Origin of the sequence: Glycomyces sp. MUSA5-2 (assembly GCF_037034145.1) — a bacterium.
In the GTDB taxonomy this organism is placed as follows: domain Bacteria; phylum Actinomycetota; class Actinomycetes; order Mycobacteriales; family Micromonosporaceae; genus Glycomyces; species Glycomyces artemisiae.
This window is the reverse complement of sequence record NZ_JBAGKG010000003.1, coordinates 138974-161680: the sequence shown is the minus strand read 5'-3', so window position 1 is coordinate 161680 and position 22707 is coordinate 138974. Positions and strand designations below refer to the sequence as shown.

Below are 22707 nucleotides of genomic sequence, written 5' to 3'. Positions count from 1 at the left end.
CGCTACCGTCGTTGACATGTCATGCAGCCGGGAGGTCCGGCCGAGGCGTGACCGACGATTCCTGTGGAGGTCTCCCATGTCGCAGCGCAAGGGCCGCACCGCGCTCACCCGCACCGAGCTCGACAGCTGGCGCGTGTTCGTCGAGACCACCGAGGACCTGCGCACCAGACTCGGCGCGCGGCTCCAGTCCGAGAGCGGGATCTCGTCCGGGGACTACCGGGTGCTGCTGGAGCTGAGCGAGGCGCCGGGGCGGCGCCTGCGGTCCTCGCACCTGGCCGACGCGATCGGCTGGGAGCGCAGCCGGCTCTCGCACCACCTGGGGCGCATGGAGAAGCGGGGCCTGATCCGGCGCGAGGCCGCCGCGGGCGACAACCGCGGCGCCGAGGCCGTGCTCACCGACGAGGGCCGCGACGCGCTGCGGCGCTCCAGCGTGCCGCACTTCCACGCCATCCGGGAGCTGTTCGTCGACGCGCTCACCCCGGAGCAGCTGGCGGCGGCCCGGGACGTGGCCGAGACCCTCCGCGACCACCTCGACAAGCTGGACCGAGCCGGGGCGTAGCGGCCCGGGTCACACGGGCAGTCCAATAGTTGACGCGTCATGAACATGTCCCTATGATTGACACGTCAATCAGATTCCGGTCCTCCGGCCGGGCGAAGGAGAGCAACGTGAACGCCATCGAGTTCGGCATCGACAGCTTCGGCGACCTGCCCCGCGACGAGAACGGCCAGGTCACCTCCTATGCCGAGGCCATCCGCGCCACCGTCGAGGAGGCCGTGGTCGCCGACCAGGCCGGCATCGACGTCGTGGCCCTCGGCGAGCACCACCGGCCCGAGTTCGCGATCTCCTCGCCCGAGACCGTCCTCGCCGGGATCGCCACCAAGACCGAGCGCATCCGCCTCTCCTCGGGCGTGACCGTCCTCAGCTCCGACGACCCCGTACGGGTCTTCCAGCGCTTCGCCACGGTCGACGCGCTCTCGAACGGGCGCGCCGAGATCATCCTCGGCCGCGGCTCGTTCACCGAGTCGTTCCCGCTGTTCGGCTACGACATGGCCGACTACGACGTGCTGTTCGAGGAGAAGATCGACCTGTTCCACAAGCTCCTCGACGAGCGGCCGGTCACGTGGAAGGGCACGCAGCGCGCGACCCTCGTCGACCAGGACGTGTTCCCCAAGACCGAGTCCGGGCGCCTGCCCACCTGGGTCGGCGTCGGCGGCAGCCCGCAGTCGGTGGTCCGCACCGCCAAGTACGGCTTCCGCCTCATGCTCGCCGTCATCGGCGGCCCGGCCGAGCGCTTCGCGCCCTACGTCGACCTGTACCGGCGCGCCGCCGACCAGCTCGGCACCGCCGCCTACCCGGTCGGCCTCCACTCCCCCGGCTTCATCGCCGACACCGACGAGGAGGCCAAGGAGCTGTTCTACCCGGGCTACAAGGTCGTCCGCGACCGCATCGGCGCACTCCGCGGCTGGCAGCCGCTGCGCCGCGAGGAGTTCGACAACGAGGTCGCCCACGGCTCGCTCTACATCGGATCGCCCGAGACGGTGGCCCGCAGGATCGCCGCCGCCGTCACCGCGCTCGACGTCGGCCGCTTCGACCTCATCTACTCCGCGGGCGGCGCGATGTCCGCGAGCGCGCGCCTGCACGCCGTCGAACTCTACGGCGACAAGGTGGTCCCGATGGTGAAGGACCTCCTCGCGGACGGCGCCCGATGAGCCGCCCCCGCACGGTCGGCATCCTCGGGGCGGGCAAGGTCGGCACCGTCCTCGCCCGCCTCGCGGTCGCCGCCGGGTACCGCGTCCTCATCGCCGGGTCCGGCGACCCCGCGAAGATCGCCCTCACCGTCGAGGTCCTCACCCCCGGCGCCGAAGCGGTCGCACCCGACGTCGCGGCGAGCGAGGCCGGCATCGTGATCCTCGCGCTCCCCCTGGGCAAGTACCGCACGATCCCGGACCCGGGCGACGCTCTCGTCGTCGACGCCATGAACCACTGGTGGGAGGTCGACGGTCCCCGCGAACGCGTCCTCGACCCCGGCGTCACCTCCAGCGAGGCCGTCCGCAAGCACCTCGGCGCCGACCACTACGCCAAGGCCTTCAACCACATGGGCTACCACGACCTCGAAGCCGAAGCGCGGCCCGCGGGCGCGCAGGGCCGCAAGGCGATCGCGATTGCGGGCGACGACGACGCCGACGTCGCGGCCGTCGCCTCCCTCGTGGACGCCCTCGGCTTCGACCCGGTCCTCGCCGGGCCCCTCGCCGAAGGCGCCCGCATGGAACCGGGCACCCCGGTCTTCGGCGCCAATGTGGAAGCGCCGGAACTCAAGCGGCTCCTCGGCGCCTCGGGCCCGCCGCAATCCGGTTGAGGAGTCGCGGGGGTCCGGGGAGAATCCCCGCATGACTTCAGCGCTTGACGACCTCGCCTGGGTGGGCGACCCGATCGACGCCCGCCCGCTCTTCGCGCCCGAGCACGGGGAGCTGATGTCGCTGCTGCGCGGCCTCTCCCCCGCCGACTGGGCGGCGGAGGCGGTGCCGGGGTGGACAGTGCGGGATCTCGCCGCGCACGTGCTGGGCGACTGTTACGGGCGGCTCGGGAGGCGCGACGGGCACCGGGGCGGGCCGGGGTTCAGGCCGGGCGAGACGCTGGAGGCGTTCATCCACCGCAACAACGACGAGTGGGTCAGGGCGTTCGCGCGCGTCAGTCCGGCGGCGCTCACCGACACACTGGGGCTGATCGGCGGGCAGACCGCGCAGTACTTCGCCGGGGCGGACCTCGACGCCCCCGCGCTCGGGGTGTCGTGGGCCGGGGCGGACCCGGCGCCCATGTGGCTCGACGCCGCCCGGGAGTTCACCGAGATGTGGACCCACCGGCAGCAGATCCGCCACGCGGTCGGGCTGGACACCGACGACGATCCGCGGTTCCTGTCCGTCGTGCTGGACGCCTTCATGCGGGCGCTGCCGCACACCATGCGGGATACGAAGGCGCCCAAGGGGACCCAGGTACGGATCACTGTTCCGGGCCCGGCGGGCGGCGCCTGGCACGTCACCGCTGTCGGCGAGCGGTGGTCCCTCGCCGAGCCCGTCACGCGACCCGCCGCGGCGGTCGAACTCGACGCCGAGACCGCCTGGCGCCTGTGCACCCGCGGCCTCGAACCCGACACGGCGCTGGCCCGCGCCCGCGTCGACGGCGACGCCGACCTGGCCGCGGCCGCGTGCCAGATCGTGTCGATCGTCTACTGACGAGTGCGCCCCGCACCGGTCTCCCTCGTTCGAGTGAGCCTTGTGTCGGATCATGGGCAGTCGTGTGGAGATGTGGGAGCGCGTCCGGAGAATGAACGGGACGCAAGTCCACGTTGTCCGGTCTGCCGTGAGGTGTCTCCTTGCATGGTCACCAGCCGCCCCCGCGGGGTGTCGCCGCAAAACTGATCGTCCTGCTGCACGAACTCGCCGCCCACCGCGAACCGGTGGGCGTCACGCATCTGTCCAGGCGCACCCGCCTGCCGAAGTCCACCGTCCACCGACTCCTCGCCGATCTGGAGGCGGGCGGGGTCGTCGACCGCACCGGGCGCCGCTACGCCCTCGCTGGAACCCCGGCGTGGCACGGCCCCGGGCCGCAGCACGAGGCGCGGCTGCACAAGGTGCTCAAGCCGTTCCTGCTGGAGCTGTACCAGGGCACCGGCCACGTGGTGACCCTCGCGACGGCGAACGGCCACATGGCGCGGTTCCTCGACGTGCTGTACCCGCGCCGGTTCACCGACGCGATCCTGCGAACCGCCGCGTCGGTCCCGCTGCACTGCACCGCCACCGGGAAGGCGATCCTCGCCTACGACCCCGCGGCGGCCGAGGCGTACCTCCGGGAGGTCACGCTGGTCCGGTTGACGCGCAACACGATCGGTACGAGGCGGGAGCTGGACCGGGACCTCGTGGAGGCGCGGCTGCGCGGGGTCGCGCTCGACCGCGAGGAGCACCTGCCCGGGTTCTGGGGCGCGGCCGCGCCGGTCCTCGGGGGCCGCGGGACCGCCGTCGCCGCCCTCGGGCTGGCCGGGCCCGTGCGCGGGTTCCAGCCCGCCGAGCACGTGGCGCAGCTGCGCGCGATCGCCAGGGCCGCATCCGAGGCGGTGCTCCGTCTCGACGTTCCGGCAGGCGGAACAACGGCGTTCCGGGAACCGGAACGTTCCGCGCAGACCGGACCGGACGGCACCGATCCTCCATAGCCTCAGTCCATGCCAGTGCACACCATCCCGGTCGTCGGGCGGCCCTTCGCCCGCTTCGCCGGACTGGTCGGCGGTCTCACCGCCGACGCGGCCCTCGCCGGGCTCCAGGACGGGTCGATCAGCGGCCCGGTCGTCCTGCGCCCCGGCCAGGGCCTCACCGAGGACGAGTGGAACGCGATCAGCGCCGCGGCGGCCGCCGAAGCCCGCCGCGAACCCGTCCTCGCCGAAGCGGGCCTGTACAAGCGGGACCCGCGCAACATCCTCATCGGCGACCTCGAACAGGTCGCGTGGCGCCACTGGCGGGCCGTGCTCGCCGTCCACGCGGACAACACCGTCCTCGCCGACCACGACAACGCGACCGCCCACATTCCGGGCATGGTCGAGGTGGAGGCCTGCGCGCAGATGGCGATGGCCGCCACCGAGCAGTACCTGGTCCCCTCCAGCGGCGACCACGTCTTCACCACGAAGCGGCTCGACATCGAGTTCACGACGTTCCTCTTCCCGCTCGCGGCCACGGTGGAACTGCGCGCCGACCGCGCCGACTGGTCCCGGCCCGAAGTCCTCGCCGCCGACTTCACCGCCACGATCGTCCAGGCAGGACTGACCGTGGCCGTGATGCGGTTCCAGGCCAGGGTGTTCGAGCGCGGGTTCTTCGACCGACTCGAACGCGACCGCGCCCGCGACGCCGCCGCGGCCCGACCCGACCTCTTGGAGCAGCGATGAACACCCTCGAAGGCAAGCGCGTCCTCGTCACCGGGGCCTCCCGCGGCATCGGCCGGGCCATCGCGCTCGGCGCGGCCGCGGCGGGGGCCGACGTGGCGGTCCTCGCCCGCAGCGCCGAGACCCTCGACGCCGTAGCCGCGGAGGTCAAGGACCTCGGCCGCCGGGCCGTCCCGGTCGTCTGCGACGTCACCGACCCCGCCCGCCTCGACGCGGCCTTCGCGGAGGCCGCCGACGGCCTCGGGGGCCTCGACACCGTCGTCAACAACGCGGGCGGGTTCTACCACTCCGGGCCGTTCCTCGAACTGACGCAAGGCGACTGGGAACGCACGAGGGGCCTCAACATCGACCCTACGGTGCAGCTGCTGCGCCTCGCGGGCGCGCACATGGCCGCGAACGGCGGCGGCTCGGTCCTCAACGTCACCTCCATCGCCGGGCTCGGCGGCGCGCCGCGCCTGTCGCTGTACGCGGTCTGCAAGGCCGCCATGGTGTCCCTGACCAAGACCCTCGCGGTCGAATGGGCCGCGCACGACATCCGCGTCAACGCCATCGCGCCCGGCTGGATCGACACGAAGCTCACCAGCGGCTTCACCTCCCACCCGCAGGTGAAGGAGGCCCTCCAGCAGGAGGTGCCCCAGAACCGCTGGGCCGCACCCGAAGACGTGGCCGACGCCGCGGTCTTCCTGTCGGGCGACGGCGCCCGGCTCGTCACCGGGGCCGTCCTCGTCCTCGACGGCGGCCTCACCAGCCAACTCTCCGCGGTCGCCCGCGGCCTCCTCGGCGTCGGCCGCGCCGCCGCCTGATCCGAAAGGGACCACGATGTCCGACGCCCTGACCGCCAAGGCCCGCGAGCTCGTCGCCCGCATCCTCGAAATCGCCCCCGACGAGGTCGCCGACGACGCGGACTTCCGCGACGACCTCGAAGCGGACTCCCTCCAGCTCGCCGAGATCAACGCCGTCCTCGAAGACGACCTCGGCCTCGACACGCTCGCCGGGGAGCCGCCCGCGAGCTTCGCGGAGATCCGGGACCTGCTCGCCGCCAAGGCGGCGCGGTGAACGAGCGCCGCGTCGCCATCACCGGCCTCGGCCCGGTCAGCCCCATCGGCACCGGCCGCGCCGCGTTCGAAGCAGCGCTCCTGGCCGGGCGCAGCGGGCAGCGCACCGTCACCGCGTTCGACCCCTCGGGGTTCCAGATCCGCCACGGCTGCGAAGTGCCGGACTTCGACCCGGCCGCATGGCTCGAACGCCTCGACCCGGCCGCCACCGGTCGCGGCGCCGCCTTCGCCGTCGCGGCCGCCCGGCTCGCGCTCGCCGACGCCGGACTGGACCCGGCGGACCTCCGCGACGAGGCGGTGCTCATCGCCTTGGGCACCAGCGACACCGAGGCCCAGGAGGAGGACCGGCTCGCCGCCGAGGCCGCCGCCGCGGGGCCCGCCGGGTTCACGCGGGCCACGGCGGCCCGGTACACGGGCGGGACGGCCGTGCAGGTCGCCCGCGACCTCGCGCTCCCGAGCGCCGAGCCGGTCGACGTGTCGGCGGCGTGCGCGGCCGGGAACCACGCGATCGGGCACGGGCTCGACGCGATCCGCCTGGGGCACGCCGACATCGCGCTGTGCGGCGGCGCGGACTCGTTCTCGCGCCGCATGTTCGCCTCGTTCCACCGGGTCGGCACCCTCGCGCCCGACGCGTGCCGGCCCTTCGACGCCGACCGCGCCGGGACCGTCGTCGGCGAAGGCGCGGGCGTGCTCGTCCTCGAAGCGCTCGACCGGGCCAGGGCCCGCGGGGCGCGGATCGTCGGGGAGCTCGTGGGCGCCGCCGCCAATTGCGATGCGCGCCATCCAGTCGCACCTGACACGGCGTCGGTGGCCGAGTGCGTCAGACTAGCGCACCTCGATGCCGATATAACCCCAGATGACGTGGACGCGATCTTCGCGCACGGCACCGGGACGCCCGTCAACGACGTCAACGAGGCGCGCTCGATGCGCAAGGTCTTCGGCGACCGGCTCCCGCCCGTCGTCGCCGTCAAGTCGATGCTCGGCCACGCCATGGGCGCGTCCTCCGCGCTCGGCGCCATCGCCGCGGCCGTGGCGCTCGACGCGCAGTTCCTGCCGCCCACGATCAACCACCGCCGCACCGATCCCGAGTGCGACGTGGACTGCGTGCCCGGGACCGGCCGGCCGGCGGAGCTGCGGGTGGTGGAGAACCACGGCTTCGGGTTCGGCGGCTCCAACGCCGTCGTCCTCATCGCGAAGGCCGCCGCGTGAGCGCCGTGCGCATCGCCGACCGCGCCGCCTGGACCGCGGACGGCACCGGTATCCGGCACGGCGACGACCTGCCGCCCGGCGGCGTGCTCCCCGTCCGCGACTTCGACCCCGCGGTCGCCATCGGCCCCAAGGGCATCCGGTCCATGGACCGCGCCACCGCCCTCGCCGTCGCCACCACCGGCCGCCTCCTCGACCGCACCGAGCCCGCCGACCGGTCCCGGACCGCGCTCGTCCTCGCGACCACCGCCGGAAGCCTCCAGACCATGCTCGACCTCGGCGTCGACTCGCTCACCAAACCCCGGCCGCACCAGGTCGACCCGGGCCGCATCCCCGTCGGGGTCATGAACTACGCCGCGGGCCAGTGCGCCATCCGCCACCGCATCACCGGGCCGGGCGTCATCCTCCCCGGCGGGCGCATCGCCCCGGTGCTGGCCGTCCGGTTCGCCCAGCGGCTCCTGGCCTCCGGCCGCGCCGACCAGGTCCTGTGCGGCGCCAGCGAAGAGGCCACGCCCGCGCGGGCCTGGCTCGAGCACCGGACCCGTCCCGCGCACGCACCCGACGTCCCCGTCGGCGAGGGCTGCGCGATGCTGCGCCTCACCGCCGACACCGAGCCCGGACCGCGGATCACCGCCGCCGCAACCGAACTCGACTGCACCGGCGATCCGGCCGGGACGCTCGCGACCGCGCTGCGCCGCGCGCTCGCCGCGTCCGGGACCGCGCCGGAGGAGGTCCGCACCGTCGCGGGCACCGCCGCGCTCGACGGCCACGGAGACGCCGAACGGCAAGCGCTGCGGGTCGTCCTCGGCCCCCGCGCACCCCGCCCGCGGACCGTCCACACCCGACTCGGCGACACCTCCGCCGCCGCGGTCGGGTTCGCCCTCCTCGACGCGCTCGACGACACCGAAGCCGGAGACGCGTTCGCCGTCACCGTCCTCGACCGCCGCGGCCTCGCGGGCTGCCTCATCGGAAGGGCCTGACCATGACCGCTTGGGGCCTCCTCGGCACCGGCGCGTACGCGCCCGCGAGGGCCGCGGGCAACGCCGAACTCGCCGCCGCCCTCGACATCGACCCGCAGCGCATCCTCGACTCCACCGGCATCCGCGAACGCCGCCGCGCCGACGCGACCGAAGCCGCCTCCGACCTGGCCGCCCGCGCCGCAGAAGCCGCGCTCGAACAGGCCGGATGCGACGCCGCGGACCTCGACCTCCTCGTCGTCGGCACCTCCACCCCCGACGAACTCGGCCCCGCCACGGCCTGCCGCGTCCAGGCGCTCCTGGGCGCGCGCCGCGCCGTCGCGTTCGACATCGGCGCCGCCTGCTCCGGGTACCTGTTCGGCCTCAAGGTCGCCCGCGACTGGCTCGCGGGCGCCGAACGTGGACTTGCGCTCGTCGTCGGCGCCGAGGTCTACTCCCGCTTCCTCGACCCCGCCGACCGCGCCACGGCCGTGCTCTTCGGCGACGGCGCCGGAGCCAGCGTCGTCGGCCCCGTCCCCGCGGGCACCGGCATCGAGTCCGTGCGGCTCGGCGCCGACGGGACGCGCGCGGGCTCGGTCCTCATCCCCGCGGGAGGCAGCCGCCGCCCCGCCGACCCCGGCACGGTTCGCGAAGGCGCCCACCGCATCCGCATGGACGCGCCCGCGATCCGCCGCGCCTTCCCCGAGCTGTTCGACCTGGCGATCGGCGAGATCCTCGCCGCGCACGGCCTCAAGCTGGACGACATCGACCTGGTCGTCCCGCACCAGCCCAACCCGCGGACCCTGCGCCGCTACGCCGAGCACGCCGACATCCCGCGGGACCGGCTCGCCGTCATCGGCGAACATCTCGGCAACATCGGCGCCGCGTCGATCCCCGCCGCGCTCGCCGCCGCCGAGGCCGACGGGCGACTTAAGCACGGCGACCGGGTACTCCTCGCCGCCGTCGGCGCCGGGCTCACGTGGGGTTCGGCGCTCATCACCTGGACCCGCCCCGGGAAGGACCCCGCATGACCGACCTCCGATCGCTCCTCGCCGGACCCGACTTCGACCGCCCCCGCGGCCTCGCCCCCGCCGAGTTCCACCGGCACCACTACCGGCGCCTGCGCCTCCTCGCCGACGCCGTCGGCCCCGCCGCGGACCTGCTCGCCGACCGGGCCCGCCTCGCCGAGCTGTCGGCGCTCACGGCCCTGCGCGACCCCGCGCTGTACCACTCGGCGCTCCTGCACTACGCCTTGTGCCTCAACGGGATCGTGCGGTTCGCGCCGGACCCGGACGCGATCCTCGACCGCATCGACGCGGAGGGCGCCGTGGGGGCCGTCCTCATGACCGAGGCCGGGCGCTCGAACAGCCACGGCGCCATCCGCACCGAGGCCCGCTACGACGCCGCGACCGGCGAGTTCGTGCTCCGCACCCCCGGGCCCGAGGCCGTGAAGTTCCCCAACACCGCGGGCGAGCACGCCGCCCCGAAGGTCGCGCTCGTCTACGCCCGGCTCGTCCACGGCGGGGAGGACCGCGGCGTCTTCGGGTTCGTCGTCCACATCGGCGGAGACCAAGTGCCCGAGGGCCTGGTGATCCGGCACGCCTACGAGTCCGGGTTCCTCCCCACCGACACCACGGCTGTGGCCTTCGACGACGTGCGGATTCCCCACGGCGCGTGGCTGAGCGACGGCGCGGCCATCGGCGCCGACGGCGCGTTCACCGACCCGCTCGGCTCGCCCGCGGCCCGGCTGAGCCGGTCCATGGCCGTGGGCGTCGAGACCTGGATCTCGATCACCGCGGCCGTCGCCGCGGTCGCGCGCGGCACCGCCGCCATGGCGATCCGCTACTCCCGCAAGCGGATCACGGCCGACAAGGTCTCCGGCACCCGGCCCGTCCTCGACTTCCGCAACCAGCACGTCGAGCTGCTCACGAACGTCGCCGACGCCGCCGCGATCACCGCCCTCGCCGACCCGGCTTCCCAAGTGGAGACCGCCGCGGCCGGGGACTCCTCGTTCGCGCCGTGGTCGGGCGTCGACCCGCTGCTGCCCCTGCACAAGGCCGCCGCCGTCGATGCGGCCTGGCGCATCACCACCTCGTGCAGGGAGCGCTGCGGCGGCCTCGCCTACGGGGCCACCCGCTGGCCGCTCGCCTACCAGTCCATCGTGGACGCCTACCGCTCGGCGGGCGGCGACAACGTGCTCATCCTCCTCGACACGGCCCGCAACATGGCCGCGAACGCGGGATACGAACCGCCGCAGGACGACCCGCCCGCGCGGCTGCGCACCGGCGCGGACTTCCTGCGCCTCGCCGAAGCCTGCGAGCACCGCCTGCACGCCCGGCTGCGCGAGCGACTCGCGGCCGCCCGCAAGGTCTTCGACGACGACTTCACCGCGTGGCGCGAGGAGCTGGAGGCCGCCCGCGAACTCGCGGGCGTCTACGCCGACCGGCTGCTCATGGCCCGCTTCGCCGCGTCCGGTCCCGACCCCGATCTGCTGGTCCTGCACGGCGCCGGCTGGCTGCGGCGCCGCGCCGCGAGCCTCATGCGCGCCGGCCTCGGCGGTCCCGGCGTGCTCGAAGCGGTCGACGTCCTCGTCGGCGACGCCTGCGACCGGCTGCTCCCCCGCGCCGCGGACCTGGTGGACGCCTTCGGCATCGACGAGGACTTCGTCCACTCCTTCCTCGCCGCCGACGACTACCTGGAGGCGTTCACGGCCGAACTCGGCATCGAGCCGTTCTGGGACTAGGCACCGGTTGCAGACTGCGGCTCAGTGCTGCGGGGCCAGGCCCGTGAAGGCGAGCTGGAACAGCCGGTGCGCCTGCGCCGCGGGGTCGGGGTAGTGCTCGGTCGCCATGGCGATGCCCGCGATCAGCGCGAGCAGGTCCGCCAAGGTGGCCTCGGAGGACACGGCGCCGTCCCGCACCGCGTCCTGGAGCAGCGGCGACGCCGCGTCCTCCAGCGCCGCCGCGCACCCGTTGACGTGCGCGGGCTCGACCTCGCCGCCGTCGGGGACCAGGACGGCCGCCAGGCCGCGGGCGGTCGCCGAGTACTCGACCACCTCGTTCAGCCATGCCAGCAGCGCCGTCCGGCTCTCGCCGGTCCCGGCCAGCTCCCTGGCGCGGTCGCTCAGGTCCTCGATCCGCTTGTGGGACACGGCTTCCAGGAGCGCCCTGCGGGTCGGGAAGTGCCGCCGGACGGTCGCCGAACCGACGCCCGCGATGCGCGCGATCTGCTCCAGGGACGCGTTCGCGCCGTGCGCGGCGACCTCGTCGACGGCCACGGCCAGGATGCGCTCGTAGTTGCGCCGCGCATCGGCGCGCTGCCCTTCCGGCATCGCTTCACCTCCGGGTTTGCAGAAACGGCGGGGTCCGCCATATTCTAGTCGAAGCAAAACGGCGGACCCCGCCGTTTATGACGACTGAGGAGTCCCATGACCACTCGCACCGCACCGGTCCTCATCACCGGCGCCACCGGCAAGCAGGGCGGCGCGACCGCCCGATCCCTGCTCGCGGCCGGCGTGCCCGTCCGCGCCCTCGTACGCGACCCCGGCACCGCACCCGCCCGGGAGCTCCAGGCCCTGGGCGCCGAACTGGCCGTCGGCGACCTGCACGACCGCGACTCGATCGTCCGCGCCGCCGCGGGCGCCCGCGCCGTGTTCTCGGTGCAGCTGCCCGCCCTCACCGCCGACGGCTTCGACTTCGCAGGGGAAGTCGCCCAGGGCGTCAACCTCATCGAAGGCGCCCTCGCCACCGGGGTGCCCCAGTTCGTGCACACCTCCGTCAGCGGGGCCGGCCAGCACACCGAGGTCCCCGGCTGGGACGAGGGCCGCTGGGACTACATGGCGCCGACCCTCGGCGCCAAGAGCGCGGTCCAGGACCGCGTCCGCGAGGCCGGATTCGCGCACTGGACCCTGCTCAAGCCCAGCTTCTTCATGGAGAACTTCCTGCCGTCCATGGCGTTCCTGTTCCCGCGCGGCCTCGACGGCGGCCTGGTGAGCGTCCTCCACCCGCACACCCGCGTGTCGGTCGTCGCAGTGGACGACATCGGCGCCGCCGCCGCGGCGGCGCTCACCGAACCCGAGCGGTTCGACCGCGTCGAACTCGAACTCGCGAGCGACTTCCTGACGATGACCGAGATCGCCGCGGCGCTGTCCGATGCCCTGGGCCGCAGACTCGAAGCGCCCGACATGGACGAACGGGAGGCGCTGGCCGCCGGGATGCCCGCGATGGGCGCCTCCCACCAGTGGATGAACGACGTCAGCCAGCCCGCGCGGCCCGAGTTCGCGAGGGCGCTCGGCCTGCCGCTCACCGACTTCGCGACCTGGGCGAAGCGCCACATGTCGGACGCCGCCTAGTCCTCGTCGTCGCCGGGGTCCGCCAGGAGGCGGACCTCCTCGATGTCCAGGGCGGCCTGCATGCGGCGCAGCACGGCGTCGTCGATGCGGCGCTCGTTGCGCATGCGGATCATGGTGGCGCGCTTCTCGCCGATGACGGCGAGGCGGAGCCGGTCGTAGTCCTCGCGCAGGCGCGCGGCCTCGGCGGGGTCGCCGTCGGCACCGGTGTCGAGGGCGTCGAGGTGCTCGCGCATCTCGGCGTCGAGGCGGCGCACGGCCTCGGGGTCGGCGCCGGTCTCGTCGGCCAGGCGCGGCAGCGCTTCGATCGCGGCCGTGGTGGTCTCGGTGCGGGCCAGCGCGAGTTCGTCGTCGAAGCGGGTGTCGGCGGGGTAGCGGGCCCAGCGGATGACGGCGGGGAGGGCGAAGGCGGGCATGAGCATCACGATGATGACACCGAACGTCACGAAGACGATCGTGTCGCGCTCGGGGAAGGGCGCGCCGGAGTCGAGGGTGTGCGGCACCGCGAGGGCGACGGCGAGGGAGACGGCGCCGCGGAAGCCGCAGAGCCCGGAGACGATGCGGGCGCGGTCGCTCATGCGCAGGAGCCGCTGCTGCGGGCGCCGGTCGACGGCGCGGATGAGGTATGCGGAGACAAACAGGAACGCGATGCGGGTGGCGGTCATGACCGCGGCGATGGCGAGGACCATCGCGAGCGCGCGGAGCAGGCCGGTGCCGTCGAGGCCGCCGACGGCGGGGTGGGCTTCGATGCCGATGAGGACGAACAGGGCGCCGTTGAGCATGAAGGTGACGAGGCCCCAGAACGCGAAGACCTGGCGTCTGGCGGGCGCGGTGCCGTAGATGGGACTCGTCTGGCTGACGATGAGGCCGGCGGCGACGGCGGCGAGGACGCCGGAGGCGTGGACGAGTTCGGCGAGGAGGTACCCGGTGAAGGGGATGAGGAAGAAGATGGTGCTGGCCGCGAGGGTGTCGGTGATGAAGCGGCGCACGAAGACCCCGACCGTGGCGGCGAGCGCGCCCGCGATGATGCCGCCCGCGTAGGAGACGACGAGCTCCCATCCGATGTGGAGGGCGCTGAGGTGCTGCTCCCCTGCGACGACGCCGACGGCGAGGCCGAAGAGGACGAGCGCGGTGCCGTCGTTGATGAGGCTCTCGGCGCGCAGGACGGTGAGGTGGCGGCGGGGCAGGAGCCGGGAGACGACGCCGACGGCGGTGGCGTCGGTGGGCGCGAGGGCGGCGCCGAGGACCCAGGCGGGGCCCCAGGGGAGGCCGAAGGCGTGGGCGGTGGCGGCGACGGCGGCCGCGGTGATGACGACGAGGAGGGTGCCGGTGAGGAGGATGCCGCGGCGGAACTTGCGGATCTCGCGCAGCGGCGTGTTCATGGCCTCCCACCACAGGAGCGCGGGGAGGAAGAGGAGGAGGACGACGGCGGAGGGGAGTTCGAGGCCGGTGAAGGCGGGGACGAAGCCGAGGAGGACTCCGGCGGCGAGCAGCAGGATCGGTGCGGCGATCCCGCTGCGCTGGGCGCCGACGCGGCAGGCGACGAGGGCCGCGCCGATGACGACGATGAGTTCGAGTCCGAGCATGGTGCCGATTCTTCCAAGCCCGGGGGCGGGCCGGGTCGGCTCGGCTCAGGTGAGGGGCTCGAATCGGGCCGTGAAGTGGCGCAGGGCCTTCGGTTCCTCGCTGATGCGGTAGCCGGGGAGGCGGTGGGCCCGTTCGGCGAGGCGTTCGCACACTTCGATGACGTAGTCGATGTGGCTCTGGGTGTAGGTGCGGCGCGGGACGGCGAGGCGCACGAGGTCCATGGCGGCGGGCCGCTCGGTGCCGTCGGGCCTGCGGCCGAACATGACGGTGCCGATCTCGCAGGTGCGGACGCCGCCGAGTTCGTAGAGGGCGACGGCGACGGACTGGCCGGGGTAGTGGAGCGGGTCGACGTGCGGGAGGAGGGCGCGGGCGTCGATGTAGACGGCGTGGCCGCCGGTCGGTTTGAGGACGGGGATCCCGGCTTTCTGGAGGGCGTCGCCGAGGTAGGCGGTGGAGGTGATGCGGTAGCGGAGGTAGTCGTGCTGCACGGCTTCCTTGAGGCCCTGGGCGAGCGCTTCGAGGTCGCGTCCGGCGAGGCCGCCGTAGGTGGGGAAGCCTTCGGTGAGGATGAGGACGTTGCGGCACTCCTGGGCGAGGTCGGGGTCGTCGAGCGCGAGCCAGCCGCCGATGTTGCCCATGGGGTCCTTCTTGGCGCTCATGGTCATCCCGTCGGCGAGCGCGGCGATGTCGCGCACGATGTCGGCGACGTCGCGGCCCGCTTGGCCCTCCTCGCGCTCGCGGATGAACCAGGCGTTCTCGGCGAACCGGCAGGCGTCGAGGAACAGGGGCTTGCCGTACCGGTCGCAGAGTTCGCGGACGCCGCGGAGGTTGGCGAGCGAGACGGGCTGGCCGCCGCCGCTGTTGTTGGTGATGGTGACGAACACGCACGGCACGTCGGCGCCGCGGGCGGCGAGGAGCGCGTCGAGGGCGGCGAGGTCCATGTTCCCTTTGAAGGGGTGGAGCGAGGCGGGGTCCTTGCCTTCGGGGATGACGAGGTCGACGGCTTCGGTGCCGGTGGCCTCGACGTTGGCGCGGGTGGTGTCGAAGTGGGTGTTGTTGGGGACGGTCTTCCCGGGTCCACCGAGGACGGACATGAGGATGCGCTCGGCGGCGCGTCCCTGGTGGACGGGGATCACATGCTCGAAGTCGAAGAGCTCGCGGACGGCGTCGCGGAAGGTGAAGTACGAGGGCGATCCGGCGTAGGACTCGTCGCCGCGCTGGATGGCGGCCCACTGGTCGCGGCTCATGGCGCCGGTGCCGGAGTCGGTGAGGAGGTCGATGAGGACGTCGTCGGCGTGGAGCTGGAACAGGTTGTAGGACGCGGCGGCCAGGTGGGCCTTGCGCTCTTCCGCGGTGGTCATGCGGATGGGTTCGACCGAGTGGATGCGGAAGGGTTCGATGATCGTGCGGAACACGGGCTCGCTCATGCGGACACTATGGCACCGCTGGGGCGGCTTCAGAATGGGAAGCGCGGTATCCGAAGGGCCGGAGGAGTTACATTCGCAACCTGTTCCCTCGTTCCGCCTTACGAATGGAATATCCAATGGACCGCATGGACTGGCGCCTGGTCGAAGAGCTCCAAGCCGACGCCCGGCTCTCCTACAACGAGCTGGCCCGCCGCGTGCACCTGTCCGCCCCCACGGTGGCCGAGCGGGTCCGCAAGCTGGAGTCGTCCGGCGTCATCACCGGCTACCGCGCCCACGTCGACCCCGCCGCGGTCGGCCTCCCGGTCCAGGCCGTGGTCGTCATGGACTGCTACGGCCCCCGCTGCCTCCTGCGCGACCCCGAAGTCCCCTCCTGGCCCCAGATCCGGCAGCTCTTCCGCATCACCGGCGACGGCTGCTCGGTCCTCGTCGCCGCCGTCCCCTCCATGCCCGACTTCGAGTCCTTCATCGACCGGCTCGCCCGCTACGGCCGCCCCAGCAGCAGCATGGTCCTCTCCCAGCCCCTCGCCTGGGCGCCGGTCGCGGCGCCCGAGGGCCGCGGCGACTAGCGGTAGGCGCGGAGGAAGGCGTCGACGCCGTCGGTGATGATCGCGAGGACCTCGGCGGTGTCGTCGGCGCCCTGGTCGATGGCGTCGAGGGCGAGGCGCAGGGTGAGGGCGACGAAGTGCTGGACGGCGCGGTGGGGGTCGGTGATGCGGAGGCCGCCGTCGTCGGCGAACCGGGCGAACCGCTCCTCCAGCATGGCTTCGCGCTGTTCGCGCCAGGTCTTGCCTGACGGGAGCGCCAGGGGCGCTTGGGCGTTGAGGCGGCGGAAGACGGCGTAGGCGGACATCGGGAAGGTCTCGGTGGCGATGCGCCGGGCGAAGGCGAGCAGGGCCTCGCGCACGTCGCGGTCGGCGGTCAGCTCCTCGTCGATGGCGGCGCGGATGGTGGCGATCAAGGTCTCGCCGGAGCGGTCGAGGACGGCCGCGAAGAGGTGCTGCTTGTCGCCGAAGTGGTCGTAGACGGTGCGTTTGGAGACCCCGGCGCGCGCGGCGATGGCGTCGACGCTGGCGACCTCGTACCCCTCGGCGACGAACAGGGCTTCGGCGGCGTCGAGGACGGCCGCGCGCTTGGCCTCGGACTGCCGCCTCCGGCCGGGGGTCTGATCGGTCGCTCTCAGGGTCGTCATGGCCCCATCCTAGGACTCGCAAAACTACACTGCACGGTGTAGTGTAGTTTTTCGTCCGGCACCACCTCGGATCCGCGAGTAGGAGACCTCATGCAAGAGACCAGGACCGGCACTCCCCCAACCGAACTGCACACGGGATGGACCTGGCCGCTCGTCGGCCTCGCGGCCGTCCTCGCCATGGTGAACTTCGTGGTCGACTCGGCGATCACCGCGCCGCTCATCGTCCTCCCCGAGATGCTCGACCACTTCGGCACCGACCAGACCGCGTGGGTCAACGCGACCGCGATGCTCGCGGGCGTGCTCTGGGCGCCCCTGCTCGGCAAGGCCGCCGACATCCACGGCAAGCGGAAGATCCTCGTCCTGACGCTGCTCCTCAGCTGCGCGGGCGCGGTCCTGTGCGCCGTCGCGCCGGGCCTGTGGCTGTTCGTGCCCGGGCGGATGCTGCAAGGCGCGTCCCTCGCGGCGGTGTTCCTGTCCGTCGCGATCGTGCGCAGCGTGTGCGCGCCGCGCATCGGGATGATCGTCGTCGGCATCGTGACCTCGGGTTCGGCGGTCCTCAACATCGCGTCCCGGTTCCTCATCGAGCGGCTGGCCGAGGCGTTCGGCTTCCACGTGCTGTTCCTCGTGTCCGCCGCGGTCGCGGTCGCGATGGCGCTGTGCGTGCGCCGGTTCCTCCCCGAGTCGCCTGTCCGCACCCCGGGCCGGATCGACGTCGGCGGCGCGCTCCTCCTCGGCGGCGGGCTCGCCGGGGTCCTCGGCTACCTCAGCCTGGGGGCCGAGTTCGGTTGGCTCGCAGCGGGACCGCTGGTGCTCCTCGCGGGCGGCACCGCCGCGTCGCTGCGGTGGTTCCTCGTGTCGAGCCGCAAGCCCGACCCGCTCATCGACCTGCGGGACGTCAGCAGGCCGCTGGCGCTGACGCTCCTCGTCGTCTTCCTCGCGGCCGGGTCGTACCAGTCGATGCTGCAACTGGTCTCGCTCATCGGCGACGTCTCCGCGGACCTGGGCCTCGGGTACGGGCTCGCCGACCGGGGCTCGGTGGCGCTGCTCCTCGCGGCGCCGGGCATCGGCGTCACCATCGGCGGCCCGGCGGCCGGATGGATCGCGGCGCGCATCGGCCCGGCCCGGACGCTCGCGGGCGCGGTCCTGCTCGGCACGGCCGTCACGCTCGGGATGTTCCTCGGGGCGTCCCAGCTCGGGGTCGCGCTGTGCTGCGGGTTCCTGCTCGGGATCACCGCGGGCGCGCTCGGGACCTCCGGATTCAACATGGCGGGCAGCCTGGCGCCCGCCGAGCGGCAGGGCGTCGTGTCCAGCCTGGTCATGGTCGTGGTCTCGATCGGGGCCGTGGTCATGGACTTCACCGGCGCGGCCGTCCTCAAGTCCACCGCGGTGACCGTCGGCGGCGAGACCGTCAACTCGGCCGCGGGCGTGTTCGGCTACATCGCGATCGCCTCCGCCGCCTTCGCGGCCGCCGCGGTCGCGGTCGTCGTGCTCGCCAGGAGCATGCGAACCCGCGCAGTCCAATTTGCACCTGCGAAATAGGAGAGACGATCATGAGCAACACATCGAAAGGCGCGGTCCTGGTGTCCGGCGCGAGCATCGCGGGCCCGGCCACGGCGTACTGGCTGCACCGCTACGGGTACGACGTGACCGTGGTGGAGAAATCCGCGGGCGTGCGCGCGGGCGGGTATCCGATCGACGTGCGCGGCACCGCGCTGGAGGCCGTGCGCCGCATGGGCATCCTGCCGCAGCTGCAAGCGGCGCATGTCGACTCGCGCCGCATGACGTTCCTCAACGCCGACGGCAGCGAGGCCGCGCGGGTCCACCCGCAGGCCGTCGTCGGCGGCGTCGACGGCCGCGACCTCGAAGTCCGCCGCGGCGACCTGGCCGACATCCTCTATGCGGCCGTCCGCGACGACGTGGAGTTCGTCTTCGGCGACTCCATCGAAGCGCTCACCGAGCACGACCGGGGCGTGGACGCGGTCTTCCGCAGCGGCGCGCAGCGCAGCTTCGACCTCGTCATCGGCGCCGACGGGATGCATTCGCGCACACGGGGACTCGTGTTCGGGCCCGAAGAGCGGTACGCCCGCTACCTCGGGTACTGCTTCTCGATCTTCACCATGCCGAACACGCTCGGCCTCTCGCACGAGGCGATCCTCTGGAACACCCCCGGGCGGGCCGCCGCGCTCTACGCGGTCGGCGACGGCGACGTGGTCCACGCGATGCTCAACTTCGCGCGTCCCGAACCGCCGCAGGAGCTGCGGCGCGACCCCGAGGCGTTCACCGACCTCGTCGCGGAGGTCTTCGCCGGGGACGGCTGGGAGATCCCGGCCGTCCTCGACGCCATGCGCGGCGCGACCGACCGGTTCTCCGACACCGTCGGCCAGATCCGCATGCCCCACTGGTCCCGCGGCCGCACCGCCCTCGTCGGCGACGCCGGGTACGCCCCGTCGTTCCTCACCGGCCAGGGCTCCAGCCTCGCCCTCGCAGGCGCGTACATGCTCGCCGAAGCCCTTGCGACCCATGGCGACCACGCGAAGGCCTTCGCCGCCTACGAAGGCGCCACCCGCGGCTTCGTCGAAGTGAACCAGGCACAGGTCGACAAAGGCGAAGCCGCCCTCTTCCCCACCACCGCTGCGGCACTCGAACGGCGCAACGAACGCCTCCGCGCCCTCACCGAACTCCCCCCGCAGACCGGCCGCCCGGCCCACACGGCCCTCGTACTTCCCGAGCCCGCCGACGCATCGTGAATGCTAACGGTGATCGTCCACTTACGATTTACTATCGCAACAAGGGAAGTGGTGAAAACCTGAGTTTCACTATGGATCTTGGGAGGGATCGTCGGTAGGCTCTGGCGCGTATCAGATATCACGCTTAAGGACGATCACCCCATGAATGCAGCCGATGAGCAGCAGATGTCCCCGTACGACCGGATCGGCGGCGCGCCCGCCGTCACCGAGGCGGTGGAGCGCTTCTACAAGCGCCTGCTCGCCGACGACGAGCTGTCCGGGTTCTTCTCGGGCGCCGACATGCCGCAGCTGAAGCGCCACCAGGTCGCGCTGATCTCGCAGGTCCTCGACGGGCCGAGGTCCTACGCGGGCCGCGAGCTGGCCGAGGCGCACAAGAGCATGGACATCTCGGTCGGCCAGTACAAGGCGGTCGGGGCGCACCTCACAGCGGTGCTTGAAGAGCTCGACGTGCCGCAGGACATCATCGACACCGTGGGCGAGGTCCTCGCGTCCGTCGCTCCCGACGTCATCGGGGCGGACGACTAGGCGCATGATCGACGCCGAGCGGTTGAAGAAGAACTGGAGCCTGGTCGCCGCCCGCGGCGACCAGGTCCCGCTGTACTTCTACTCGACCCTGTTCCTCACCTATCCCGAGACGCGCGACCTGTTCCCCATGAACATGGCCGCGCAGCGCGACAAGCTCGTGAACGCGCTCGGAGCAGTGGTATCCAATGTGGACACCATCGACGCGGTCGTCCCCACGCTCCAGGCCCTCGGACGCGACCACCGCAAGTTCGGGGCCCTGCGCGGCCACTACCCGGCCGTCGGCGAGGCGCTGCTGGCGACGCTCGAACACTTCAGCGGCCCGCACTGGACGCCCGCCATCGCCGCGGACTGGGCGGCCGCCTACGAGCTCGTCGCCGCGACCATGGCCGACGCCGCCGACGCGGCGGCGCACTACGCGCCGGCCTGGTGGGACGCCGAGGTCGTCGGCCACGAGCGCCGCGACCTGGAGACCGCGATCATCACCATCGCCCCGGGGACGCGGCTCGACTTCGTTCCGGGCCAGTCGGTCTCGCTGTGCACGGACCTGCGGCCGCGGGCCTGGCGGCAGTACTCCCCCGCCAACGCGCCCCGGAGCGACGGCACCATCGAACTCCACGTCAGGGCCGTCGACGGCGGCGAGGTCTCGACCGCGCTGGTCTCCCTGCTCCGGCCGGGCGACTCGCTGCGGGTCGGGCCGGCCTTCGGCACCGGGCTCACCCTGCGGCCGGGCTCGGGCCCGGTCGCGATGATCGCGGGCGGCACCGGCGTCGCCCCGATGAAGGCGCTCATCGAGCAGATCGCCGCCACCCCGCGGCCGGTCAGCCTGTACTGGGGCGCGCGCAGCCCCGCGGGCTTGTACTGCCTCGACCAGATGCAGGCCCTCGCGGCCCGGTACGAGTGGCTGGAGCTGGTGGCCTGCGTCGACGAGGACCTGTTCGGCGCCGGAGCGCGCGTCGGGTCCCCGGCGGAGCTGGCCGTGGCGCACGGGCGCTGCACGGGCGCCGACGTGTACCTGTGCGGCCCTTCAGGAATGGTGGAGTCGAGCGGGAAGTACCTGGTCGGCGCCGGCATCAGAGCGGATGCCATTCACTTCGAGCCCGCGGGCGCGTGAGAGAGGACGTTCCATGGTGTACAACTATCGGTCGCGCGATGTGAAAGTCACTGTCGGACAAGTCAACAACGCCAGGTTCTCGATGACGAGCCTGACCAGGCGCGGCTACCAGCCCGACGAGGTCCACCGGTTCCTCGAACTCGTGGCCGACGAGCTGGCGAGCCGCGACCAGCGCGAGGCGGCCCTCCGCACTGACGCCGAGAAGCTGAAGGAGGCGCTGCGGTCCTGGCAGTCGCAGCAGAGCTCCCTGCGCTTGCAGGCGACCCTCCCGGCCACGCCGACGTCGACGGCCGTCAACCTCGTCTCGCAGGCCCAGCAGCAGGCCGAGAGCTACGTCAACCAGGCGCAGCACTACTCGCGGCAGATCATCGCCCAGGCCCGCTCCCAGGCGTCCGAGCTCATGCGCCAGACGCAGGAGCGCGCCAGGGACGAGGCCGACCGGGCCGTCGCCGAGTACCGCAGGGACAACGCGGGACGGCGCGACCGCGAGGCGGAGGACCGGATACGGCAGCTCGCGCGGGCGCGCAGCTTCCTTGAGGCCGTCGAGGTCGCCGAGGAGCAGCTCCGCCTCACCCGCGAAGGGCTCGAACAAGAGGTCGCGAAGCTCCAGAACGAGACCTGAGCCTCGACTGCGCGGCCCGGACCGGGTGACACCCGGCCGGGCTCCGGTCATGCCAGGGCCCAGGCCCCGCTGTCGGCGAGTTCGGTGCGGAGGCGGTCGGCGGCCGTGCGGATGCCGTTGGGGTCGTTGATGGTCAGCGTCCAGGTGAAGTGGGCGATCATGACTCTGATGACGGTGAGGTGCCGGAGGGCGGCGAGGCGGGCGGGGTCGAGCGGGACGTGGCGCTCGTGGCCTGCGAGGAGCCGGGCCGTCGGGGTCCGCGGGGTGTCGAAGAAGCAGTCCCACCAGCCGATGTCCATGCCGGGCGGGCCGCTCTTGGCTGATTCCCAGTCGATGACGCCGGTGAGGCGGCCGGTGCCGTCGACGAGGAGGTTGGCGGGACTGAAGTCGCCGTGAATGAGGCCGGGACCGGCGGCGTCGAGGGCCGGCCGGTGGGCGGATACGAGGTCGAACGCCTCGTCGAGGAGGGCGCCGGACTCGGGGTCGATACCGCGGGCGGCCGCCACTTTCGGGGCGAGCAGGTCGATGAACCACTCCCCCAGGCGCGCATGGGAACCGCGGAGGCCGGTGCCGAGCGGCCCGAAGCCTTCGGTGGTGACGGCGTGGATCGCCGCGAGCGCCTCGCCAGCGCGTTCGACGGCGGCGTGGGCGTCGCGGAGACTGCTGTTCGCGGCGTAGTCGCGCAGGGCGACGCCGGGCAGGCGTTCTTGGACCATGACCTCGGCATCGGTGTAGCGGATCGCGGGGACGGGGACCGTGCCGGTGTCGGCGAAGCGGCGCAGCAGCTCGGATTCAAGTGCGAAGCGGGACTTCGCCGGGTCGGCGAGGCGTGCGATCAGCGGATCGCCGCGGTCGGCGGCGCATTCGTAGGTGCGGTGGCTGTTGCCGGGGAGGCGCCGGACGCGGGAGAGTGCGCCGGAGGCCGATTGGCGCCAGGCGCGTTCGAGGAGGGCCCGATCCCGGGGAGTGATCGCCTCGGTCATCGGAGGGGGTCCTTTCCGCGAACGAT

Annotated in this window: 24 protein-coding genes; 19 read left to right on the top strand and 5 right to left on the bottom strand. The window is 73.0% G+C overall.

All coding sequences use genetic code 11. The annotated features are described in order from the left end of the window. The first annotated feature begins 76 nt into the window (after positions 1-76). The 12 genes from WA640_RS10990 to WA640_RS10935 all read left to right on the top strand — a co-directional run bounded on the left by WA640_RS10990 (position 77) and on the right by WA640_RS10935 (position 10885). Entirely contained in the window at positions 77-559 is a 483-nt protein-coding gene (locus WA640_RS10990; RefSeq protein ID WP_335987687.1) for a MarR family winged helix-turn-helix transcriptional regulator, read from the top strand. 53 nt (positions 560-612) lie between these two features. Continuing rightward, a complete protein-coding gene (locus WA640_RS10985; protein ID WP_442904731.1) occupies positions 613-1710 on the top strand; it encodes an LLM class flavin-dependent oxidoreductase in 1098 nt (365 codons plus the stop codon). Beyond that, on the top strand, positions 1707-2357 hold the full coding sequence (locus WA640_RS10980; RefSeq protein ID WP_335987685.1) for an NADPH-dependent F420 reductase: 651 nt from the start codon (positions 1707-1709) through the stop codon (positions 2355-2357). Before WA640_RS10985 ends, WA640_RS10980 begins: the two co-directional genes overlap by 4 nt. A 31-nt stretch (positions 2358-2388) precedes the next feature. Further along, positions 2389-3231 carry a maleylpyruvate isomerase family mycothiol-dependent enzyme gene (locus tag WA640_RS10975; RefSeq protein WP_335987684.1) on the top strand — a complete coding sequence of 281 codons (843 nt, stop codon included), beginning with the start codon at positions 2389-2391 and terminating at the stop codon, positions 3229-3231. Between the two features lie 140 nt (positions 3232-3371). Further along, positions 3372-4205, top strand: coding sequence for an IclR family transcriptional regulator (locus WA640_RS10970; protein WP_335987683.1), 834 nt, complete (start codon positions 3372-3374; stop codon positions 4203-4205). Between the two features lie 9 nt (positions 4206-4214). Beyond that, complete coding sequence (locus WA640_RS10965) at positions 4215-4928, top strand: AfsA-related hotdog domain-containing protein (RefSeq protein WP_335987682.1); 714 nt, start codon at positions 4215-4217, stop codon at positions 4926-4928. Further along, positions 4925-5728 (top strand): SDR family NAD(P)-dependent oxidoreductase, encoded by an 804-nt coding sequence (locus WA640_RS10960; RefSeq protein WP_335987681.1) that lies wholly within the window; start codon positions 4925-4927, stop codon positions 5726-5728. The genes WA640_RS10965 and WA640_RS10960 overlap by 4 nt, the downstream gene beginning before the upstream one ends. Before the next feature lie 16 nt (positions 5729-5744). After that, positions 5745-5981, top strand: coding sequence for an acyl carrier protein (locus WA640_RS10955; RefSeq protein ID WP_106363747.1), 237 nt, complete (start codon positions 5745-5747; stop codon positions 5979-5981). Further along, positions 5978-7189, top strand: a complete 1212-nt coding sequence (locus WA640_RS10950) for a beta-ketoacyl-[acyl-carrier-protein] synthase family protein (protein ID WP_335987680.1) — start codon at positions 5978-5980, stop codon at positions 7187-7189. The genes WA640_RS10955 and WA640_RS10950 overlap by 4 nt, the downstream gene beginning before the upstream one ends. After that, the gene (locus WA640_RS10945) at positions 7186-8166 is read left to right on the top strand and encodes a beta-ketoacyl synthase N-terminal-like domain-containing protein (RefSeq protein WP_335987679.1); all 981 of its coding nucleotides are present in this window, start codon (positions 7186-7188) and stop codon (positions 8164-8166) included. Before WA640_RS10950 ends, WA640_RS10945 begins: the two co-directional genes overlap by 4 nt. 2 nt (positions 8167-8168) lie before the next feature. Continuing rightward, a complete protein-coding gene (locus WA640_RS10940) occupies positions 8169-9173 on the top strand; it encodes a 3-oxoacyl-ACP synthase III family protein (protein ID WP_335987678.1) in 1005 nt (334 codons plus the stop codon). Further along, entirely contained in the window at positions 9170-10885 is a 1716-nt protein-coding gene (locus tag WA640_RS10935; protein ID WP_335987677.1) for an acyl-CoA dehydrogenase family protein, read from the top strand. Before WA640_RS10940 ends, WA640_RS10935 begins: the two co-directional genes overlap by 4 nt. A gap of 21 nt (positions 10886-10906) precedes the next feature. Here the strand turns inward: WA640_RS10935 and WA640_RS10930 are convergent, their stop codons facing one another. After that, positions 10907-11473 (bottom strand): TetR/AcrR family transcriptional regulator, encoded by a 567-nt coding sequence (locus WA640_RS10930; protein WP_335987676.1) that lies wholly within the window; start codon positions 11471-11473, stop codon positions 10907-10909. 96 nt (positions 11474-11569) lie between these two features. On the opposite strand from WA640_RS10930, the gene WA640_RS10925 reads away from it, so the two are divergent. Further along, the gene (locus tag WA640_RS10925) at positions 11570-12493 is read left to right on the top strand and encodes an NmrA family NAD(P)-binding protein (protein ID WP_335987675.1); all 924 of its coding nucleotides are present in this window, start codon (positions 11570-11572) and stop codon (positions 12491-12493) included. Here the strand turns inward: WA640_RS10925 and WA640_RS10920 are convergent. Both WA640_RS10920 and WA640_RS10915 read right to left on the bottom strand, forming a co-directional pair. Next, positions 12490-14076 (bottom strand): Na+/H+ antiporter, encoded by a 1587-nt coding sequence (locus tag WA640_RS10920; RefSeq protein ID WP_335987674.1) that lies wholly within the window; start codon positions 14074-14076, stop codon positions 12490-12492. The two genes, WA640_RS10925 and WA640_RS10920, sit on opposite strands and share 4 nt — an antisense overlap. Positions 14077-14121: 45 nt before the next feature. Next, on the bottom strand, positions 14122-15504 hold the full coding sequence (locus WA640_RS10915; protein WP_335987673.1) for a tryptophanase: 1383 nt from the start codon (positions 15502-15504) through the stop codon (positions 14122-14124). 116 nt (positions 15505-15620) lie between these two features. On the opposite strand from WA640_RS10915, the gene WA640_RS10910 reads away from it, so the two are divergent. Then, positions 15621-16070: an Lrp/AsnC family transcriptional regulator gene (locus WA640_RS10910; protein ID WP_106363756.1), complete on the top strand. Its 450-nt coding sequence runs from the start codon at positions 15621-15623 to the stop codon at positions 16068-16070. Here the strand turns inward: WA640_RS10910 and WA640_RS10905 are convergent. After that, the gene (locus WA640_RS10905) at positions 16067-16693 is read right to left on the bottom strand and encodes a TetR/AcrR family transcriptional regulator (RefSeq protein ID WP_335987672.1); all 627 of its coding nucleotides are present in this window, start codon (positions 16691-16693) and stop codon (positions 16067-16069) included. The two genes, WA640_RS10910 and WA640_RS10905, sit on opposite strands and share 4 nt — an antisense overlap. 90 nt (positions 16694-16783) lie before the next feature. Here WA640_RS10905 and WA640_RS10900 point away from each other — a divergent pair, with 90 nt between their 5' ends. From WA640_RS10900 to WA640_RS10880, 5 genes are all read left to right on the top strand, one after another. After that, complete coding sequence (locus WA640_RS10900; RefSeq protein ID WP_335987671.1) at positions 16784-18232, top strand: MFS transporter; 1449 nt, start codon at positions 16784-16786, stop codon at positions 18230-18232. 11 nt (positions 18233-18243) lie between these two features. Beyond that, positions 18244-19440, top strand: a complete 1197-nt coding sequence (locus tag WA640_RS10895; RefSeq protein WP_335987670.1) for an FAD-dependent monooxygenase — start codon at positions 18244-18246, stop codon at positions 19438-19440. A 141-nt stretch (positions 19441-19581) separates the two neighbouring features. Next, positions 19582-19965: a group I truncated hemoglobin gene (locus WA640_RS10890; protein WP_335987669.1), complete on the top strand. Its 384-nt coding sequence runs from the start codon at positions 19582-19584 to the stop codon at positions 19963-19965. A gap of 4 nt (positions 19966-19969) precedes the next feature. Then, complete coding sequence (locus tag WA640_RS10885) at positions 19970-21076, top strand: globin domain-containing protein (protein WP_106363763.1); 1107 nt, start codon at positions 19970-19972, stop codon at positions 21074-21076. Beyond that, a complete protein-coding gene (locus WA640_RS10880) occupies positions 21045-21698 on the top strand; it encodes a DivIVA domain-containing protein (protein ID WP_335987668.1) in 654 nt (217 codons plus the stop codon). Before WA640_RS10885 ends, WA640_RS10880 begins: the two co-directional genes overlap by 32 nt. 47 nt (positions 21699-21745) lie before the next feature. Here WA640_RS10880 and WA640_RS10875 read toward each other — a convergent pair whose 3' ends face one another. Next, positions 21746-22681, bottom strand: coding sequence for a phosphotransferase family protein (locus WA640_RS10875; protein WP_335987667.1), 936 nt, complete (start codon positions 22679-22681; stop codon positions 21746-21748). Between the last annotated feature and the right edge of the window lie 26 nt (positions 22682-22707).

Excerpts from the sequence above, each read along its gene's own strand:
- WA640_RS10990 (WP_335987687.1), top strand. The coding sequence starts at position 77 with ATGTCGCAGCGCAAGGGCCGCACCGCGCTCACCCGCACCGAGCTCGAC.
- WA640_RS10985 (WP_442904731.1), top strand. The coding sequence starts at position 613 with ATGATTGACACGTCAATCAGATTCCGGTCCTCCGGCCGGGCGAAGGAG.
- WA640_RS10980 (WP_335987685.1), top strand. The coding sequence starts at position 1,707 with ATGAGCCGCCCCCGCACGGTCGGCATCCTCGGGGCGGGCAAGGTCGGC.
- WA640_RS10975 (WP_335987684.1), top strand. The coding sequence starts at position 2,389 with ATGACTTCAGCGCTTGACGACCTCGCCTGGGTGGGCGACCCGATCGAC.
- WA640_RS10965 (WP_335987682.1), top strand. The coding sequence starts at position 4,215 with ATGCCAGTGCACACCATCCCGGTCGTCGGGCGGCCCTTCGCCCGCTTC.
- WA640_RS10960 (WP_335987681.1), top strand. The coding sequence starts at position 4,925 with ATGAACACCCTCGAAGGCAAGCGCGTCCTCGTCACCGGGGCCTCCCGC.
- WA640_RS10955 (WP_106363747.1), top strand. The coding sequence starts at position 5,745 with ATGTCCGACGCCCTGACCGCCAAGGCCCGCGAGCTCGTCGCCCGCATC.
- WA640_RS10940 (WP_335987678.1), top strand. The coding sequence starts at position 8,169 with ATGACCGCTTGGGGCCTCCTCGGCACCGGCGCGTACGCGCCCGCGAGG.
- WA640_RS10935 (WP_335987677.1), top strand. The coding sequence starts at position 9,170 with ATGACCGACCTCCGATCGCTCCTCGCCGGACCCGACTTCGACCGCCCC.
- WA640_RS10930 (WP_335987676.1), bottom strand. The coding sequence starts at position 11,473 with ATGCCGGAAGGGCAGCGCGCCGATGCGCGGCGCAACTACGAGCGCATC.
- WA640_RS10925 (WP_335987675.1), top strand. The coding sequence starts at position 11,570 with ATGACCACTCGCACCGCACCGGTCCTCATCACCGGCGCCACCGGCAAG.
- WA640_RS10920 (WP_335987674.1), bottom strand. The coding sequence starts at position 14,076 with ATGCTCGGACTCGAACTCATCGTCGTCATCGGCGCGGCCCTCGTCGCC.
- WA640_RS10915 (WP_335987673.1), bottom strand. The coding sequence starts at position 15,504 with ATGAGCGAGCCCGTGTTCCGCACGATCATCGAACCCTTCCGCATCCAC.
- WA640_RS10910 (WP_106363756.1), top strand. The coding sequence starts at position 15,621 with ATGGACCGCATGGACTGGCGCCTGGTCGAAGAGCTCCAAGCCGACGCC.
- WA640_RS10905 (WP_335987672.1), bottom strand. The coding sequence starts at position 16,693 with ATGACGACCCTGAGAGCGACCGATCAGACCCCCGGCCGGAGGCGGCAG.
- WA640_RS10900 (WP_335987671.1), top strand. The coding sequence starts at position 16,784 with ATGCAAGAGACCAGGACCGGCACTCCCCCAACCGAACTGCACACGGGA.
- WA640_RS10895 (WP_335987670.1), top strand. The coding sequence starts at position 18,244 with ATGAGCAACACATCGAAAGGCGCGGTCCTGGTGTCCGGCGCGAGCATC.
- WA640_RS10890 (WP_335987669.1), top strand. The coding sequence starts at position 19,582 with ATGAATGCAGCCGATGAGCAGCAGATGTCCCCGTACGACCGGATCGGC.
- WA640_RS10885 (WP_106363763.1), top strand. The coding sequence starts at position 19,970 with ATGATCGACGCCGAGCGGTTGAAGAAGAACTGGAGCCTGGTCGCCGCC.
- WA640_RS10880 (WP_335987668.1), top strand. The coding sequence starts at position 21,045 with ATGCCATTCACTTCGAGCCCGCGGGCGCGTGAGAGAGGACGTTCCATG.
- WA640_RS10875 (WP_335987667.1), bottom strand. The coding sequence starts at position 22,681 with ATGACCGAGGCGATCACTCCCCGGGATCGGGCCCTCCTCGAACGCGCC.